The organism is Citrifermentans bremense R1 (assembly GCF_000426865.1).
GTDB classification, from domain to species: Bacteria; Desulfobacterota; Desulfuromonadia; order Geobacterales; family Geobacteraceae; genus Geomonas; species Geomonas bremensis.
In genome coordinates this window covers 1-16,866 of record NZ_AUGE01000020.1, presented here as the reverse complement: position 1 = coordinate 16,866, position 16,866 = coordinate 1, and the positions used below count along the sequence as shown (strand labels likewise).

General features: G+C 62.2%; 15 protein-coding genes. 14 read left to right on the top strand and 1 reads right to left on the bottom strand.

All coding sequences use genetic code 11. The annotated features are described in order from the left end of the window. The first annotated feature begins 87 nt into the window (after window positions 1-87). The 9 genes from K419_RS0112785 (at window position 88) to K419_RS0112745 (ending at window position 7,809) form a co-directional block, all read left to right on the top strand. Complete coding sequence (locus K419_RS0112785) at window positions 88-591, top strand: SH3 domain-containing protein (protein WP_026841942.1); 504 nt, start codon at window positions 88-90, stop codon at window positions 589-591. A gap of 13 nt (window positions 592-604) precedes the next feature. Next, complete coding sequence (locus K419_RS0112780) at window positions 605-1,489, top strand: M48 family metalloprotease (protein WP_026841941.1); 885 nt, start codon at window positions 605-607, stop codon at window positions 1,487-1,489. 281 nt (window positions 1,490-1,770) lie between these two features. Beyond that, window positions 1,771-2,754 (top strand): ABC transporter substrate-binding protein, encoded by a 984-nt coding sequence (locus tag K419_RS0112775; RefSeq protein ID WP_026841940.1) that lies wholly within the window; start codon window positions 1,771-1,773, stop codon window positions 2,752-2,754. Window positions 2,755-2,758: 4 nt separating this feature from the next. Continuing rightward, window positions 2,759-5,101 (top strand): PAS domain-containing protein, encoded by a 2,343-nt coding sequence (locus tag K419_RS0112770; protein ID WP_026841939.1) that lies wholly within the window; start codon window positions 2,759-2,761, stop codon window positions 5,099-5,101. Window positions 5,102-5,111: 10 nt separating this feature from the next. Then, window positions 5,112-5,762 (top strand): response regulator transcription factor, encoded by a 651-nt coding sequence (locus tag K419_RS0112765; protein WP_026841938.1) that lies wholly within the window; start codon window positions 5,112-5,114, stop codon window positions 5,760-5,762. A gap of 304 nt (window positions 5,763-6,066) precedes the next feature. After that, on the top strand, window positions 6,067-6,246 hold the full coding sequence (locus K419_RS0112760) for a CsbD family protein (RefSeq protein WP_012528888.1): 180 nt from the start codon (window positions 6,067-6,069) through the stop codon (window positions 6,244-6,246). A gap of 184 nt (window positions 6,247-6,430) precedes the next feature. Further along, the gene (locus tag K419_RS0112755; RefSeq protein ID WP_012528889.1) at window positions 6,431-6,622 is read left to right on the top strand and encodes a Thivi_2564 family membrane protein; all 192 of its coding nucleotides are present in this window, start codon (window positions 6,431-6,433) and stop codon (window positions 6,620-6,622) included. 61 nt (window positions 6,623-6,683) lie between these two features. After that, window positions 6,684-6,833: a lmo0937 family membrane protein gene (locus K419_RS23575; RefSeq protein ID WP_012528890.1), complete on the top strand. Its 150-nt coding sequence runs from the start codon at window positions 6,684-6,686 to the stop codon at window positions 6,831-6,833. 70 nt (window positions 6,834-6,903) lie between these two features. Further along, a complete protein-coding gene (locus K419_RS0112745; RefSeq protein WP_026841937.1) occupies window positions 6,904-7,809 on the top strand; it encodes a hypothetical protein in 906 nt (301 codons plus the stop codon). A 108-nt stretch (window positions 7,810-7,917) separates the two neighbouring features. Here K419_RS0112745 and K419_RS0112740 read toward each other — a convergent pair whose 3' ends face one another. After that, a complete protein-coding gene (locus K419_RS0112740; RefSeq protein WP_035497219.1) occupies window positions 7,918-10,479 on the bottom strand; it encodes a bifunctional diguanylate cyclase/phosphodiesterase in 2,562 nt (853 codons plus the stop codon). A gap of 253 nt (window positions 10,480-10,732) precedes the next feature. On the opposite strand from K419_RS0112740, the gene K419_RS0112735 reads away from it, so the two are divergent. The 5 genes from K419_RS0112735 to K419_RS0112715 all read left to right on the top strand — a co-directional run bounded on the left by K419_RS0112735 (window position 10,733) and on the right by K419_RS0112715 (window position 16,687). After that, the gene (locus K419_RS0112735; RefSeq protein WP_026841935.1) at window positions 10,733-12,256 is read left to right on the top strand and encodes a mercuric reductase; all 1,524 of its coding nucleotides are present in this window, start codon (window positions 10,733-10,735) and stop codon (window positions 12,254-12,256) included. A 153-nt stretch (window positions 12,257-12,409) separates the two neighbouring features. Then, a complete protein-coding gene (locus tag K419_RS0112730; RefSeq protein WP_026841934.1) occupies window positions 12,410-13,084 on the top strand; it encodes a TVP38/TMEM64 family protein in 675 nt (224 codons plus the stop codon). A 166-nt stretch (window positions 13,085-13,250) separates the two neighbouring features. Continuing rightward, the gene (gene pdhA, locus K419_RS0112725; RefSeq protein ID WP_026841933.1) at window positions 13,251-14,306 is read left to right on the top strand and encodes a pyruvate dehydrogenase (acetyl-transferring) E1 component subunit alpha; all 1,056 of its coding nucleotides are present in this window, start codon (window positions 13,251-13,253) and stop codon (window positions 14,304-14,306) included. Between the two features lies 1 nt (window position 14,307). Continuing rightward, window positions 14,308-15,270, top strand: coding sequence for an alpha-ketoacid dehydrogenase subunit beta (locus K419_RS0112720; protein ID WP_026841932.1), 963 nt, complete (start codon window positions 14,308-14,310; stop codon window positions 15,268-15,270). 196 nt (window positions 15,271-15,466) lie between these two features. Then, the gene (locus K419_RS0112715) at window positions 15,467-16,687 is read left to right on the top strand and encodes a dihydrolipoamide acetyltransferase family protein (RefSeq protein ID WP_026841931.1); all 1,221 of its coding nucleotides are present in this window, start codon (window positions 15,467-15,469) and stop codon (window positions 16,685-16,687) included. The last annotated feature ends 179 nt before the right edge of the window (window positions 16,688-16,866 follow it).

Here is a 16,866-nt window from a genome sequence, read left to right as displayed (position 1 = left end):
GGGCATGGACCGGGAGTCCGACAAAACCGCATCAAGAACCGTCCTGCCGCACACAACATGCGGGGGATAAAGAAAAAGGAGGAAGCCATGAAAAAGACGATAGTTGCGCTTTTGCTCCTGGCGCTGGCCGCGGCGCCCGCGCTTGGCGCGGAGAAGCGCTGGGTGGTGAGCGAGGGGACGGCGCTCAAGGCCGAACAGTCGGTGACCGCTGCGAGCGTAGCCGAACTGCCGGTGGGGGCGGAATTGACCGTCGTCGAGGGGGCGGGGCGCTGGCTCAAGGTGCGAAGCGCCAACGGGAAAGAGGGATGGGTCTACGCCGGTCGCGTCTCCGACACCGCGCCGGTGGCAGAGGTGGGAGGGGGCGACGGGCTCTTCGGCGACTCCACGCAAAAAAGCCAGATCAACACGGCCAAGGCGGACAGTGCCCGCAGCATCCGCGGCCTCTCGCCCGAGGTGGCACAGTACGCCAAGCAAAGGGGAACCCCTGAGAGCCTTAAGAAGGAACTGGACAAGATTCTCTCCCGCAAGGTGAGCGACAAGGAATTGAGGACCTTCTTAAAGGAAGGCAAAATCGGCGAGTACGCCCAATAAAAAGGAGGATGCGATGAAATCGTTAACGATGACGATGCTTTTGGCGCTCGCCTGCCTCTTTTCCACCGAGGCGCACGCCGGCTGGCAGGACAAGCTGCAAAACCTGATGAACCCGGAATCCAAGGAGGGGAAGATCCTCTCCGGCGCGACCCAAGTCGTCTCCTCCTCGCAGGAGATGACCTACGCCACCGAGCGGACCGTTGGGCAGAGCCTGGCGCTTGAGAGCATGCAACGCTTCGGCAAGCCGGTGCCGAACGAGGCGCTGCAAAAGTACGTGAACCTGGTAGGAAACGCCGTGGCCAGGAACAGCCGGCGCTCCACCATACCTTACCAGTTCGTGGTGCTGGACAGCCCGGTGCGCAACGCCTTCGCCGCCCCCGGGGGAATGATCTTCGTCAGCCGCGGGCTTTTGGACGTGGTCGAGAACGAGGCGGAACTGGCGGCGGTGCTGGCGCACGAGGTAGGCCACGTGGCCGAAAAGCACGCCCTGAAGAGCATTCGGCGCGCGCAGTTCCTCCAGGGGGTGGGGACTATCTCAGCCGCTACCATGAAGGGGAGCGAGGGGAAGAAGTTCGAGTCCATGATCGGCGACCTGCAGTCGACCCTTTTCGACAAGGGGCTGGATCAGGGGATGGAGTACGAGGCGGACCTGGCCGCCTTGGAGACTACCTACCGCACCGGGTACGACCCGGCCGCCATGATCACCGTGCTCCAGAAGCTGAAAAAGCTGGAGGCGAGCGATTCCGGGAAGGGGTCGTGGTTCTCGACGCATCCCCCGCTGGATGAGCGCATCGCGCGCCTTTCTTCCCGCCTGGAGAAGTACCCGGACCATGTCTCACTGGCAAAAGTACCGGCTAGATTCGCGAAGACTGTCAAAACGACCAAGAAGCAAAAGTAATAACTCTGTTTCGTTTGTGTTAAATATGGTTAATGGCATTAAGCTTATAGTTGAGCAAAGAAAGGGCGAACTAGAATTCGCCCTTTTTCTTTATCCATTCAATTTTGAACGTTCTTTTACACCCACATTGTTCATTCCCACAAAAAGTATTGTACTTTTAAAACAACCGGGCATAATGTCAGTTGCATAACTAAATCAGGCTGAAACAGAGGAAGCCCTCTCTTGGCAGCTCGTAACCGGCCAGATAGCTTTGCGGTTGCCAGTCGGAGGGGAAGGTATCAATGCAAAGAGCTGCAATTATCCTGATTTTGTCATTGCTGGTCCTCGGTTGCCAGTCGAAGACCCCCGCTGAGCCTGTGCGGCCGCTTCCACTGCGGCTTGCCTACACTACGCAGCCCGATTGCGCGCTGGTGCATATCGCCGCGGCCAGGGGTTATTTCCAGGAGGAGGGCGTGCTGCTGCAGCCGAGTCTGTTCGGCTACGGAAGGCAGGCTTTGGCCGCCGTCATCGAGGGAAAGGCCGATCTGGCGACCGTGGCCGAGACTCCTTTTGTCTTTGCCGCGCTGAACGGGAAGCGGATCTCCCTGGTCGCCAGCATCTTCACCTCGTGGCAGAACAACGGCATCGTCGCCAGGGGGCTCACGAGCCCAACCGAGCTGCGTGGGAAGCGGATAGCGTACACCCCGGGCACCACCTCTGAGATGTTTCTGGACACTTTCCTGATGGTGCAACGGATCGAGAGGTCGGAGGTGACCTTGGTAGGTTTGTCCCCGCAGCAGATGCCGGCAGCACTCGCCGCAGGCGAGGTGGACGCGGCCTCCACCTGGAATCCCACCATGAAGGAGGCTGCAACCGGACTGGGTGCCGCCGGGAGGGTATTTTACGATCCCTACCTCTACACCAAGACCTACGTCCTGGCGGGAAACCGCAGCTACATCACCGCTAACCAGGATCTGGTGCAGCGCGTGCTGCGCGCCCTGCTCAAGGCGGAGGCTTTTGCTTCCCTGCATCCGGCAGAGGCCCGGACCATGGTGGCCGCGACCTTGAAGCTGAGCCCCGAGCTTCTAGGCGAGTTCTGGAACGTGAGCAGATTCAGGGTTTCGCTCGAACACTCGCTGATTCTATTGCTCGAGGAGGAGAGCCGATGGGCGTTGAGGCGCAAGCCGGTGCCGGAGGCGGCCATGCCGAACTACCTGGAGCACATTGACGTCAGGCCGCTGCGGGAGGTGAAGCCTGAAGCGATAAAGATCAACACCAGAAGGTGAGCGCGTGACCTTTGCCGAGCGGATGAAAATCAGCTCCATCATGTTCTTCAGCCTGCTCGTCTTCGGAGCAGCCGTCTTGTTCTGGTCCTCGCGGGAGTTGAACTCGGCCCGGCAAAACGACGTGCTGTCGGACGACATCCAGACCATCGTTTTCGAGCGTGCCACGCTGCGCGACGAGTTTTTCCTCTACGGTCTGGAACGCGCCAGGGTGCAGTGGTTCGCCCTGAACCGTGACGCGGAGGCGTCGATCCGGCTGGGGAACGAGCATCTGCGCGCCCCGCAAGAGCGCGAGGTCCTGGAGAAGGTGCAGGCGGACCTCAGGGAATCGGAGCTGGTTTCGCAGCGGCTGGTCGAGCTCTTGCGCGGAAAGTCGGGCCCGGAGCTGGACAGGGCGCACCACGACGAGTTGGCCAGCCGGCTCTACAGCCAGATCATGCTGAAGGATTCCGCCCTGCAGCAATCCTCCGCAGCCCTGCAGGAATTGACCCGCCAGCGCTTCAACAGGGCAAACTTTCGCACCATCTTCCTCACCTTCGCTTTCGTGCTGCTGGTGGTCGCTGGGGGAAGGGCCAATGCCTTTTTCATCAATTCCCTTTTGCGCCGCAGGCTACAGCTCTTAAACGAAGGTGTGGCGAGGATCGCAGCGGGGGATTTCAGCCACAGGATGCAGTGCCGTGGAAGCGACGAACTTGCGCTTTTCACCGGGGTATTCAACAGCGTTCTCGACAAGGTCCAGGACTACACCGGGCAGCTGGAAAAAAGCCACGACCTGTTGAGCGGTCTCTCCAGCCAGGTCCCCGGCATACTGTTCCAGGCCTGCCTCACCCCGGATGGTCTCTTCAGTACCCCCTACGTGAGCAGGGGGGGGGACGAGCTCAATCAGGGCGCAGCAGCGGCGCCTCTCCAGGAGCCAGCCCAGCTCTTCGAGAGGTTACCCCCCGAGAAGTACCAGACCATTCTGGGGACCTTTCTCTATTCGGCCGAGACGCTTGAACCCTGGGAGCACGAGTTCCTCATCGACGTCCCGGACGGGGGAATGCGGTGGCTGCGCGGGCAGGCGCGCCCCATGCGGCTTACCGACGGCGGCACCCTCTGGCACGGGTTCATCTCGGACATAACCGAGAGCAAACGGGCTGAGGAGGCGCTGCACCGAAGCGAGAGCCGCTACCGGATGCAGCTGCAGGAATTGACCAACATCTACACCCACACTGCCGTCGGCCTCTTCGCCGTGGACCGCGAGATGCGCTACCTGCGCCTCAACGAGCAGATGGCCTGCTACAACTGCAGGCCCATGGATGAGCATGTCGGCAGAACCATCGACGAGGTGCATCCTGCCAGCTTCGTGGTCGCCCTCAAGGAGATGTGGCGCCCGGTCCTGGAACGTGGGGAGTCCCTGCTGAACCTGGAAGTCCAGGGGCAAGCGGATTGGCCCAGCGGGCTGCGCCATTGGCTGGTGAGCTTCCAGCCCCTGTTCGCTGAGACCGGCGCGGTCATCGGCCTCACCGGGTCGGTGATGGATATAACCGAGCGCAAGGTCGCCGAGCAGGTACTTTTGGGGGCGAGGCAGCAACTGGAGCGGGAGGTGCAGCTTAGGACGGCGAAACTTTCCCTTACCAACAAGCATCTCATCCAGGAGATCGAGGTGCGCAAGAAGGTTGAGGTCGAACTCCTGTCCCAGCAGCAGAAGCTGCAGGAAATGGCGTTCGAGATTTCGATGGCGGAGGAACGGGAGCGCGACCGCATCGCGAGCGAACTGCACGACCAGGTGGGGCAGCGCCTGATCCTCGCGAAGATCAAGCTGGACTCACTGGCGAGCAACCTTCCCCTGGGGGAGTGCGAGGCGGAGGCAATGGGGGTCGAGACCCTGATCGAGCAGACCCTTCAGGACATCCGGTCGCTCACCTTTCAGATCCGTCCCCCCGTTTTGGCCACCGCCGGCCTGGAAGCCGCGCTGCGCTGGCTGGGGGAGGAACTGCACGCCGACTTCGGGCTGGAAGTGGGGTTCAGCGACGACGGCAAGGACAAACCCCTCCGCTACGAGGTGCGCTCCACCGTGTTCCAGGCGGTCCGCGAGTTGCTGCTCAACGTGGCCAAGCACGCCGGGACCAAGAAATGCCGGGTGCGCTTCACCCGGGTCGGGGACCGCATCGTGATCGAGGTGGAGGATGACGGGACAGGCCTCAAGCCAGGCGCCGGCGACGGCACCCGTTCCAGAAGCGGCGGGTTCGGGCTGTTGAATGTTCAGCAGAAGATAGAGCATCTGGGCGGGGTGTTCAGCATCGAGTCCAGGCCGCAGGGAGGCACCAGGGCTGCCATCGAGGTTCCCGTGGAAACCGAGATAAAATAGGAGGCGGGATATGAGTATGAAGGTACTGATCGTGGACGACCACACCATAGTGAGGCAGGGGTTGCGCGTACTGATCGACAAGGAACAGGACATGGAGGTGATCGCCGAGGCTGCCACCGGCGCCGAGGCGATCCGATTGGCCCGCGAAAACCGCCCCGACGTCACGGTCATGGATATCACCATGCCCGACCTGAACGGCATCGATGCCACGCGCGCTATCGTCGCGGAGTGGCCGCAGGCGCGGGTGCTGGCGCTTTCCATGGAGTCGGACCGGCGCTTCGTGGTAGAGGTGCTGAAGGCAGGCGCGAACGGCTACGTGCTCAAGGACTCGGCCTTTGCCGAGCTTGCCACCGCGATCCGGGCCGTAGCCTCGGGGGAGACCTATCTCCCTTCCAGGGTGACCACGCTTTTGATCAAGGAGTACCTGCAGCGCATTCCCGACGAGGTGCCGGCTACCTACGAGAACCTCTCCCAGCGGGAAAGGGAGATCCTGCAGTTGATCGCCGACGGCAGAAACGCGAAGGAGATCGCCTTCAGCTTCGGTGTCAGCGTGAAGACGGTGGAGAACCAGCGGCACAGCATCATGAAAAAGCTGGACCTTTTCAGCATCGCCGAGTTGACCAAGTACGCCGTACGCCAGGGTCTCACCTCGCTCAGTTGACCAGGCCGTGAGGGGAGTGCACCACGCACCCCCTCCTGCCGATTCCCCTGCATCTTTCCTCCCCGCGCATCCCTTCCTTGGCTGCCTAAGGCACGCCGCCCCCCGCTTGACACCAAATCACCCCCATATACACTAAACGAGTTGTAAAATTAACATTAATTAATGGTTTGGATTTCCCGTGGTTCACACGACCCATTTCCCCTGCGCAGCACCCGCTGCAGCATCGATCACCAGCAGAGCGGCCGCAGTCATCAGGCAAGATGCATCATCCGGCACGAAGGTAATCGGTCAGGAGGTAAAAACCATGAAACCGAGCACGAAAGACCAGACAAAAGGCAAGCTGCACGAGTTGAAAGGACAGGTGAAAGAAGAAGCCGGCAACATCAGCCGCAACGTATCCATGGAGCATCAGGGAAGGGCGGAGAAGGTGACCGGCAAGGTGCAAAAAACCGCCGGAAAGGCAGAGAAGAAAACGGAGAAGTAGGCGCCTGACGCGGTGCTGCCTTAAGAGCCTGGCAGCCCGCGGGTCCTGAAGCAGCTTCTCTCCAAGGCGCCGGTGGTGGTTGCGGTCGCTCTGCTGGTGATCGAAACGGTCGGGCAATGACAGGGTCCCGGCGCTGGGGGAGATCAGGTTCCGGACGACGAACGACAAGGGAGGTGTATCCGTCATGCCCCTGATACAGGTCTTACTGGTTCTTATCGTGGTGGGAGTACTGCTTTGGCTGGTGAACACCTATGTCCCCATGGCAGGTTCCATCAAGTCGATCCTCAACGCGGTGGTGGTCATCGTGGTGGTAATCTGGCTTTTGAACGTATTCGGGCTCATGGAGAACATCACTCGGCTCAGGGTGGGAAAGTGAGGTAAAAAACAACCGGAGGCGGCCGGCTGCTGCAACAGGGCGCTTCCAAAAGGAGGACGACATGCTGTGGACCATCGTGGTTATCTTGTTGATTCTGTGGCTTCTAGGGCTGGTAACCAGCTATACCTTGGGTGGATTCATTCACCTGCTGCTGGTGCTTGCCATCATCGTGGTTATAATCAACCTGATTCAGGGAAGACGGCCTCTGTAGGGTGAAAGACCTATCGCAACCGCTGTCCGGGGCTCTGGTTGACAGAAAAAAGAAAAGGGGGAAGTTGCCAGTGAGAGTCACAGCTGCAGTAATAACAGTTCTTGCCCTTGCCGCAGTACCTTGTTTTGCCGCAAACGGTGGTGCAACCGCCGGACGCGCCGGCGGGACCGGTGCCGCTGCGACGATACACCAGGTGCCTCCCGGACAGCAAATGGACCAGGAGATGATGCCGACACCCGCGCATCTGCTGATGCGGGCCTACCACAGAAACGTCGCCAACTTCGCCCAGACCCTTTACCAGGCGGCGGACCAGGGCCCGGTTGTGCAGCCTTGGTTGGCCCGCACTGCCGTCTCCGAGATGCGGCGCAGCGTCGACGAGATGGAAAAACAAAGGGCAACGGCGCTTGGCGCAATGCGGCTGCCGCCGGAGCGGCAGAAGATGATGGACGAGCACCTGGTGCAGGTGAAGACGCACCTGCGGCAGCTGGAAGAGATGGTGCAAAAGGAGCGGATCGATTCCGGGCTGGTGAAGAAAGAGCTGCAATCGATCTTCGTGGAGTGCGACGGGGCGGGGTGCGGTGCCCGGCCAAGCCCAGTGGGACGGGGCCGCCAGGGAAAAGGCCCCTACGGCGGGAGGCCGGGGTGCGACTGCCCCAAGGGGAACCCCGACCATGCCATGATGATGGACGACATGATGGAGAAGGTAAAAAGCCAGGATGCGGAGCTGGCCCAGCTGGTGCAGCGGATGCGGCAGGCTGACGGCCAGGCGAAACTGGACCTGGTGGCGGAGACCGTGGCGACTATGGTGCAGCAGCGGGCCGAGCTGACCGCGGAGATGCAAAAGATGCACGACACGATGCAGGGGGAGTATCCTGGCCCGGAACAGATGATGAACGATGAGGAGGACCAGGACCAGGACCAGGGTGAAGACCAAGAGTACGATTTTGAGGACGAGGAGGACGTCACCGCCGACTGACCGTTGAGGCGTGACCTTGAGGGGGAAAAAAGGCTGGCAGGCCCGGGAAACCGCGATCTGCCAGCCTTTTTCTTTGCCGCTTAGCAGCAGGGATTTGATTTCCGGGGGCTAGAGCGTCTTCGACTGTGTCTTTCCGCGCGGGTTGTGCAGGAAGTTTGCCCTCTGTTTCAAAAGCGCGGTCATCTTCGCCACCGGCAGAGGGCGGCTGAAATAGTATCCTTGCGCTTCCTCACTCCCTTCGGCCTGCAGCCAGGCGAGCTGGGACGCGTTCTCCACCCCCTCGGCGATCACCCTGAGCTGCATGCTGCGCCCGATGCTGATCACGGCACGTACCACGGCGGCGTTGTCGGCGTCGCGGGCGATGTTGTGGATGAAGGATTGGTCTATCTTCAGCTTGTCGACGGGGAGTTTTTTCAGGTAGCTCAAGCTGGAATAGCCGGTGCCGAAGTCGTCTATGGAGAGCTGCAGCCCGAGCGCCTTCATGGCCGCCATGCTCCCTAAGACCCGCTGCGGGTCGCTCATGATGGTCGCCTCGGTGAGCTCCAGCTCCAGGCACTCCGGGGCGATGCCGGTTTGCAGCAGCGAGTCCTCGATGGTTTCCTCGAAGTCGGGGTGCTGGAAGAAGCTGGCAGAGAGGTTGACCGCAGCGGAAACGGAGTTGATTCCCTGCTGCTGCCACTGCTGGATCTGGCGGCAGACGGTCGGGATGATCCACTTGCTGATCTGGGTGAGGAGGCCCGATTCCTCCGCGATGCCGATGAAGCTCTCCGGGAGCATCAGCCCGTGGGCCGGGTGCTGCCACCTGATCAGCGCCTCCATGCCGCTGAACCTCCCGGTCGAGAGGTCGACCTTGGGCTGGTAATAAAGGACGAATTCTTCCCGGTCCAGCGCCCGGCGCAGCTCCGCTTCCAGCATGAACCTCTCGTGCGCTATTTCGTTCAGCCGGTGGGTGAAGAACTGGAAGTTGTTTCCCCCTGATTTCTTGGCGTGGTACATGGCGATGTCGGCGTGCTTCAAGAGCGTCAGGTAATCGCGGCCGTCGTCGGGGAAGATGCTGATCCCGATGCTGGGGGTCACGGTGACGTTGCTGCCCAGAACCGGAAAACCTGCGTTGATGACCTTCTCAGCGACGACCGTGGTCTCGGCCTCGCCGCAGTCCCACAGCATCACCACGAATTCGTCCCCCCCAAGCCTGGAGACGACGTCGCAGGAGCGGGTGCAGTCGCTGAGTCTTTTGGCCACCGATTGCAGCAGCCTGTCCCCTACGTCGTGCCCCATGGAGTCGTTGATCTGCTTGAAACCGTCGATGTCGAGGAAAAGCAGGGCCACGTTGCGCGAACTCTTCTGGGCCGCGCAGATCACCTGCTCCATGCGCTCGTATAGGGTGCTGCGGTTTGGAAGCTTGGTGAGCGGATCGTGGTGGGCCAGGAAGAAGATGTTTTCCTCGGCCCTTTTAATGTCGGTGATGTCCAGGATGAAGCCGTCCAGTCGCGTGATGCTGAGGCGGTCCCCCCTGCGCTGCCTCTGAACCGCGCAGTTGTTGACTATCCAGCGCACCGAGCCGTCCTTATGGATGATGCGGTGCCGTATCGGCTCGTGGTCCAGCCCCGCGAAGATGCCGTTGAGAAACTCGACCACCAGGTTTCTGTCCTCCTCGTGGATCATGGTGAACCAGAGCAGGGGGTCCCGGTAGTACTCGTCCGGGGTGTATCCGGTGATGTCGAAGCACTTCGGGCTGTGGTAGACGGAGGTGATGTCCCCCTCTTCGAAGCGGACGCTGTAGACGTACTCGTTGATGTTGCTGACTATGGTCCGGCACTGTTCTTCGCTGGTGAGCAGTGCCTGTTCCGCGTTCTTGCGGATGCTGATGTCGCGTATGTTGAACTGCACCACGCTGCTTTGCTCAGACTGGTAGCAGTTGCTTACCACCTCCACGGGGATATCCCGCCCCCGTACCGTGGCGAGCAGCAGGTCGTCGCCATGGAAGTATTCCTTTTGCTGCATCGCCTTGAAGTCGGAGGCGCCCGGTACGATGCGGGCGAAGAAGCCGAGCTCCCAGACCGTTTTGCCCAAGAGCGCTTCCCTGTTGCAACCGAGCATGTCGACCAGGAAAGGGTTGACCTCGGCGATGGCGCCGCTGTCCGCTTCGACGATCATGATGCCGTCTTTGGCGGTCTCGAACAGGCGGCGGTAGCGGGCCTCGGAACGCTGGAGCGCCAGCTCCGACTGCTTGCGCTTGGTGATGTCGAGCACCGACAGCCGGTATTCCGTCCCCTCTTTGCAGCTGAGGGCATCTATGCGCACCGGAAGCTCCCGTGAGGAGTCGGAGATGAGGGTTAATTCGCAGGCGGATTTAGACTGGCTGGTGCGGGCGTCGTTCAATAAAACGGAGAAGTCCCCCTTGGACGGCTCAGCCACCGCCTGCTCGAAAGGGACTCCGACCAGTTCCGGCCGAGCCCTGCCGAGGAGGCCGGCCCCGGTGCTGTTGACGCCACGGATGTTACCGGCGGCGTCGAGGGTGAAAAGTCCTACGGGGGAGAACTCGTACAGGTCGGTATAGACCTGCAGTTCCCTGACCAGTTCTTCCGTGGACAGGGAGACGTTGTCGCTGTCAAAGGCGTTGCGGTCTCTGGAACGATTCACAGCATTTTTGCTATCTGCATCGTTCATGACTCCTCCGATGCTTCTGAACTTCTTCGGAAGGGGAGCACTTTACCGGATAAGCTTGATAAACTGCACAGCCGGCAGAAGGGAGGAAAGGTGGAATTTGCTATCTGCCTGCCGCTGAGAAGATGATAAGGTAATTGGCGGAAAAGTTCACCCTGAATTATCCCTGCCTAAGTTGCTGCTTTGCCCATGCAAACGGTTATTGTTTCTTCACTATGTTAATACATTGAGGAAAACCTTGCAAAGGATGACTGCGATGAACGACCAACTTGTGTTTCAGCCGGATACGGCGGAGAACCGGGAACTTGAGGCCAACGTGCGCCCGGGACGTTGGATAAACCCGGCGCCGTCGGGACGCTACAACCTGGTGGTGGTAGGCGCCGGGACCGCGGGCCTTGTCTGTGCCGCTGGGGCGGCTTCGCTGGGGGCGCGCGTGGCCTTGGTCGAGCGGCTGGCTCTCGGGGGAGACTGCCTGAACGTCGGCTGCGTCCCGTCAAAGGCGTTGATCCGCGCCTCGCGCGCCGTCTTCGATGCCCGTCATAGCGGCGGCTTCGGCGTAGTCGGGGGCGACGCGCTGCAGGCCGATTTTGCCGCGGCGCTGCAGCGGATGCGCGGGTTGAGGGCCGGGATCAGCCGCCACGACTCGGCGCTCCGCTTCCGGGATGAGTTGGGTGTCGACGTCTACCTGGGACAAGGGACCTTCACCGCCCCGGACACCCTCCAAGTCGAAGGGGCCGCGCTCCATTTCGCCAAGGCCGCGCTCTGCACCGGCGCCCGGGCGGCCATCCCCCCGGTCCCGGGCCTGGAGGAGGCGGGATGCCTGACCAACGAGACGGTCTTCTCGCTCACCTCGCTTCCCGCCAGGCTCGCTGTGATCGGTTCGGGCCCCGTCGGTTGCGAGCTGGCGCAGGCCTTCGCCCGTTTCGGAAGCAAGGTGACCATGGTCGAGCGGGGATCTGGGATCCTGGGGCGCGAGGACCGCGACGCGGCCGCTATCCTCGAAACGGCTTTCCGGCGTGAGGGGATCGAACTGGAACTCGGGGCGAAGCTCGTCAGGGCCTGGAGCAGCGGCTCGGAAAAACGGCTTCTCCTGGAGCGGGACGGGGTTGGTTTCGAGATTGCCGTCGACGCCATTCTGGTCGGCGCCGGGCGCGCGCCCAACACCGAGGGGCTGGGGCTTGAGGCCGCGGGAGTGGAATACGGCAAAAGCGGGGTCAAGGTGAACGATTACCTGCAGACCTCCAACCGGCGCGTCTACGCCGCCGGAGACATCTGCTCCGGATACAAGTTCACCCATGTAGCCGACGCGCAGGCGAGGATAGTGATAGAAAACGCCCTCTTCCCGGGGAGGAGGAAGAATTCCGGCCTGATCGTGCCGTGGTGCACCTATACCGACCCCGAGGTGGCGCATGTCGGGATGCACGAAGCGGACGCCCTGGCGCGCGGGTTGAAGGTCGAGACCTTTACCATACCCTTTTGCGATGTGGATCGTGCCGTCCTGGACGGGGAGAGCGAAGGGTTTGCGCGGGTGCACCTGAAAAAAGGGAGCGACGTCATCCTGGGCGCCACTATAGTCGCGCGCCACGCGGGGGAGATGATCGGCGAGGTAGCCCTTGCCATAAACGCCGGCTTGGGGCTCTCCGCCATAGGGCGCACCATCCACCCTTACCCCACCCAGGCCGAGAGCCTCAGAAAGCTTGCCGACAGCTACAACCGCAGCAGGTTGACGCCCGGCGTAAAAAAGCTGATCGGGGCATGGCTTCACTGGCAAAGGGAATAAAAGCCAGATAAAGATAAAGTAAGATTAAGATTGAGATTGAGATTGAGAAAAATCACTTCTCAGTGTACGTAGATCATCTACCGATAATTCTTTCTCTTACTCTTAGTCTTAATCTCAATCTTTATCTCTATCTGCTGTTAGGAGCCGCTCCGCATGAACCTGAAAAAGATCCTCATACTTGTCGCCGCCGTCATCGCAGTGGCCCTCTTCTTCTACCTCAACCTCGGCCGTTACCTGACCCTGGAGTCGCTCAAGGCCAACCGGCAGGCGCTCATCCAGTACTACGGGGCCCACCAGGCTGCCACCGTCGCCGGGTTCATGGCCCTTTACATCCTGCAGACGGCGCTCTCGCTTCCCGGTGCAGCCATATTGTCTCTCGCGGCAGGCGCCATCTTCGGCTCCCTCGCAGGGACCTTCTACGCCGTCATGGCCGCAACCGTCGGAGCGACGCTCGCTTTCGTGGTGACACGCTACCTGCTGCGCGACCTCGTGCTCGACAAGTTCGGGCCGAAACTGGAGGGGCTCAACCGGGAGCTGGAAACGCGCGGTTTCAATTACCTGCTCTTTCTCAGGCTGGTGCCGCTGTTCCCCTTTTTCCTCATCAACCTCGCGGCCGGCCTCACCCGGCTGCCGCTACGCGTCTTCGTCCCGGGGACGCTGATCGGGATCATCCCGGGAGGGTTCGTCTTCGTGAACGCCGGGGCGAGCCTCGCCAGCATCAACTCCCTCTCCGACGTCGCCTCCCCCCGGGTGCTCGGTTCTTTCGCGCTCCTCGGGCTCTTCGCCCTGGTCCCAGTGATCTACGGGAAGATTAAAAAGAAAGCCTGACTGCCCCCACCCGCGCCTCTAATAATCTCATTCATTAGCCGCTTGCCCCGTGCGGGGGGCGGGGTCGGGAGTCCATTTCTTTTTGTAGACTCGTTTTGACATCCTCCAAGTGTGCATTTACACTCTCCTAATTCTTTGATCGCCACCTCCGCGGAAGGGGCCGACCATGCCCGAAGAAGTCCTTGCCACTTTCCAAGTGAAACGCGTGAGCGTTCTCAATGAGAACGGCAGCGCCGATCTTGCCCTCATGCCGGAGTTATCGGCCGACCAGATCTGGCGCATGTACCAGCTCATGGTGCTCTCGCGCTGCTTCGATGAGCGTGCCGTTTCGTTGCAGCGGGAGGGGCGCCTGGGAACCTACCCGCCCATACGGGGACAGGAGGCGGCCCAGGTGGGGAGCGCCTCCGCGCTCAAGGCCGAGGACTGGGTGTTCCCCTCTTTCCGCGAGATGGGGGCACACCTGACGCTGGGGTATCCCATCCCGCAGCTCCTCCAGTACTGGGCCGGCGACGAGCGGGCCCAGAAGACGCCGCCGCAGCTGAACATCTTCCCCTTCTGCGTGGCCGTCGGAAGCCAGATTCCCCATGCGGTAGGCGCTGCGCTCGCCGCCCGCTACCGGCGGGATTCGGCCGCCGTGGCGGTCTACTTCGGCGACGGGGCGACCTCGAAGGGGGACTTCCACGAGGCGATGAACATGGCCGGGGTCTACCAGCTTCCCATAGTCTTCATCTGCCAGAACAACCAGTGGGCCATTTCGGTCCCGCTCAAGGGGCAGACGGCTTCGGCGTCGCTGGCCCAGAAGGCGCTCGCCTACGGGTTCGAAGGGGTGCAGGTGGACGGCAACGACGTCCTCGCGGTCTATCGAGCCACGAACCAGGCGCTGGAAAAGGCGAGAAGCGGCGGAGGCCCCACCTTCCTGGAATGCCTCACCTACCGCATGGCCGACCACACCACGGCCGACGACGCCGGACGCTACCGCTCCGACGAGGAGGTGGCGCTTTGGAACGGGCGGGACCCCATCCTCAGGCTGGAGCGCTTCTTGGCCGCAAGCGGCGCCTGGACCCCGGAACAGGGGAGGGGGGTCAAGGAGGAGGCGACCGCGCTGATCGACCGGGGGGTAAGGGAGATGGAGGCTGTGCCGCCCCCCGCCCCGGCGGAACTCTTCGACGGCGCGCTGGAGACACTCACCCCGCGGCAGGCCGGGCAAAGAAAGGGACGCTGACATGGCGCAACTGAACATGGTACAGGCGATAAACCAGGCCCTCGCCGACGAGATGGCGCGCGACGACCGGGTGGTGCTCCTGGGGGAGGACGTGGGGCGGGACGGCGGGGTGTTCCGGGTCACCGAAGGGCTCCAGGACCGGTTCGGAGCGGAACGGGTGCTGGATACTCCGCTTTGCGAATCGGCCATCATGGGGGCCGCCATCGGGATGGCCGCTTATGGGCTCCGCCCGGTGCCGGAGATCCAGTTCATGGGCTTCACCTACTCCGCCTTCGAGCAGCTCTTCGCCCATGCCGCGAGGCTTCGCTCCCGATCCCGCGGGCGTTACAGCTGTCCGCTGGTGGTCCGCACCCCCTACGGCGGCGGGATCAAGGCTCCGGAGCTGCACGAGGAAAGCACGGAAGCGATCTTCTGCCATATCCCCGGGCTCAAGGTGGTGGTGCCGTCCGGTCCCTACAGCGCTAAGGGGCTGCTTCTGGCCGCCCTGCGCGACCCTGACCCGGTCCTGTTCCTGGAGCCGACCCGACTTTACCGCATGCTGAAGGAGGAGGTGCCGGAGGTGGATTACCAGCTGGAGTTGGGGAAGGCGCGGGTAGCGCGCAAAGGCTCCGCCGTCACAGTAGTCGCCTGGGGGAGCATGCTGGAGCGGGTGCTCAAGTCGGTCGACGGCTACGACGCCGAGGTGATCGACCTTCTCACCCTGAACCCGCTGGACCTGGAGACGCTGCTTTCTTCGGTGCGGAAAACCGGGAGGGCCGTCATCGTTCACGAGGCGATCAAGACCTGCGGGCTCGGGGCCGAGATTGCGGCGACGCTGGCGGAAGAGGCGATGCTGCACCTGCGCGCGCCGATTCTGAGGGTGACTGCCCCCGATGTGCCGGTACCGTTGGCGAAGTTGATCGATCAGTACCTGCCGGGCCCCGACCGGATACGGGCCGCGCTGGACGAGGTGCTGAAGTACTGACAAAAGCCGGAGCAAACGGCGAAATGCGGAACACAGAGGGCACGGGGGTTCACGAAGGCCACAGAGGTTTTCTCGGAGAAAAGAAAAGGCTCTCACCACAGAGGAACACAGAGGATCACGGAGGAAGGCAAAATCTGAAGGGTTTCGTTGTTGCTCCTGCTCCCTGGTCACGCTTTTCGGTTTTGAGGGGTTCACTATGTCTATCGATTTCAAACTCCCGGATCTGGGCGAAGGCATCGCCGAGGTGGAACTGCGCCGCTGGCTGGTGGCGGAAGGGGACGCCGTTGCTGAACACCAGCCGCTGGTCGAGGTGGAGACGGACAAGGCGGTGGTCGAGGTCCCATCCCCGCGCGCCGGTGTCGTCGCCCGCCTTCACTGCAAGGAGGGGGAGACGGTTCAGGTCGGCGCGACGCTGGTGACTTTCGCCGAGGCGAAGGAGGCCGCCAAGAAAGAGGAGCCCGAAGGGGAGCGCAGGCCGGCGCAGCGCCCACCCTCGGTCGGCATCGTCGGCTCGCTGCCGGAACCGGAGGAGGAGGCAACTCCGGCCGCACCGGCGGGGTTCGAGGGACTGGCGACCCCGATGGTGAGGAAGATGGCCCGGGAGCGGGGTATCGACCTGAAAAGCGTGCGGGGGACCGGGCCGCGCGGCTGCATCAAGCCCGAGGATCTGGACCAGGTTCCCTTGGCGGTGCAGAAGGCGAGGCCGGCGCCCCAAGACGGGGAACGGGTGCCGCTCAGAGGCCTGCGGCGCACCATCGCCCGGAACGTGCTGGCTTCCCAAAGGACCACCGCCTTCGTCACCAGCATGGAAGAGGTCGACATCACGGACATATGGGAGATGCGGGTGCGGGAGCAGGGGGAGGTGGAGTCGCGGGGTGCGCACCTCACCTTCCTCCCCTTCTTCATCAAGGCGGTCCAGCATGCGCTGCGCGAACACCCGCTTTTGAACGGCTCCATCGACGACGAGGCGCAGGAACTGGTGCTGAAAAAGCACTACCATTTCGGGATCGCGGTGGACACCCCGGAGGGGCTCATGGTCCCGGTGATCCGGGATGTGGACAAGAAGAGCATCATCGAGTTGGCGCAGGCGGTCCAGGAACTCGGCCGCAAGGCGCGCGAGCGGAGCATCTCGCTGGAGGAGCTGCGCGGCAGCAGTTTCACCATCACCAACTACGGCCACTTCGGCGGTACCTTCGCCACCCCCATCATCAACTGGCCCGATGTCGCCATCATGGGGTTTGGGCGCATCGTCGAACGCCCCTGGGTGCACCGGGGCCAGATCGCCATCAGGAAGATCCTGCCGCTGTCGCTCACCTTCGACCACCGCGCCACCGACGGCGCCGACGCCGCGAGGTTCCTGGGGAAGGTGCTCCGCTACCTCGAGGACCCCGCGCTCCTCTTCCTGGACAGCGCCTAGCCCGGGTCGGGGGGCGTTTCGGGCCCGGCGCCCCCAGCCCCCAGCCCCCAGCCCCTAGCCCCTAGCCCCTAGCCCCTAGCCCCTAGCCCCTAAAGCCCCTAAAGCCCCTAAAGCCCCTAAAGCCCCTAAAGCCCCTAAAGCCCCTAAAGCCCCTAAAGCCCCTAAAGCCCCTAAAGCCC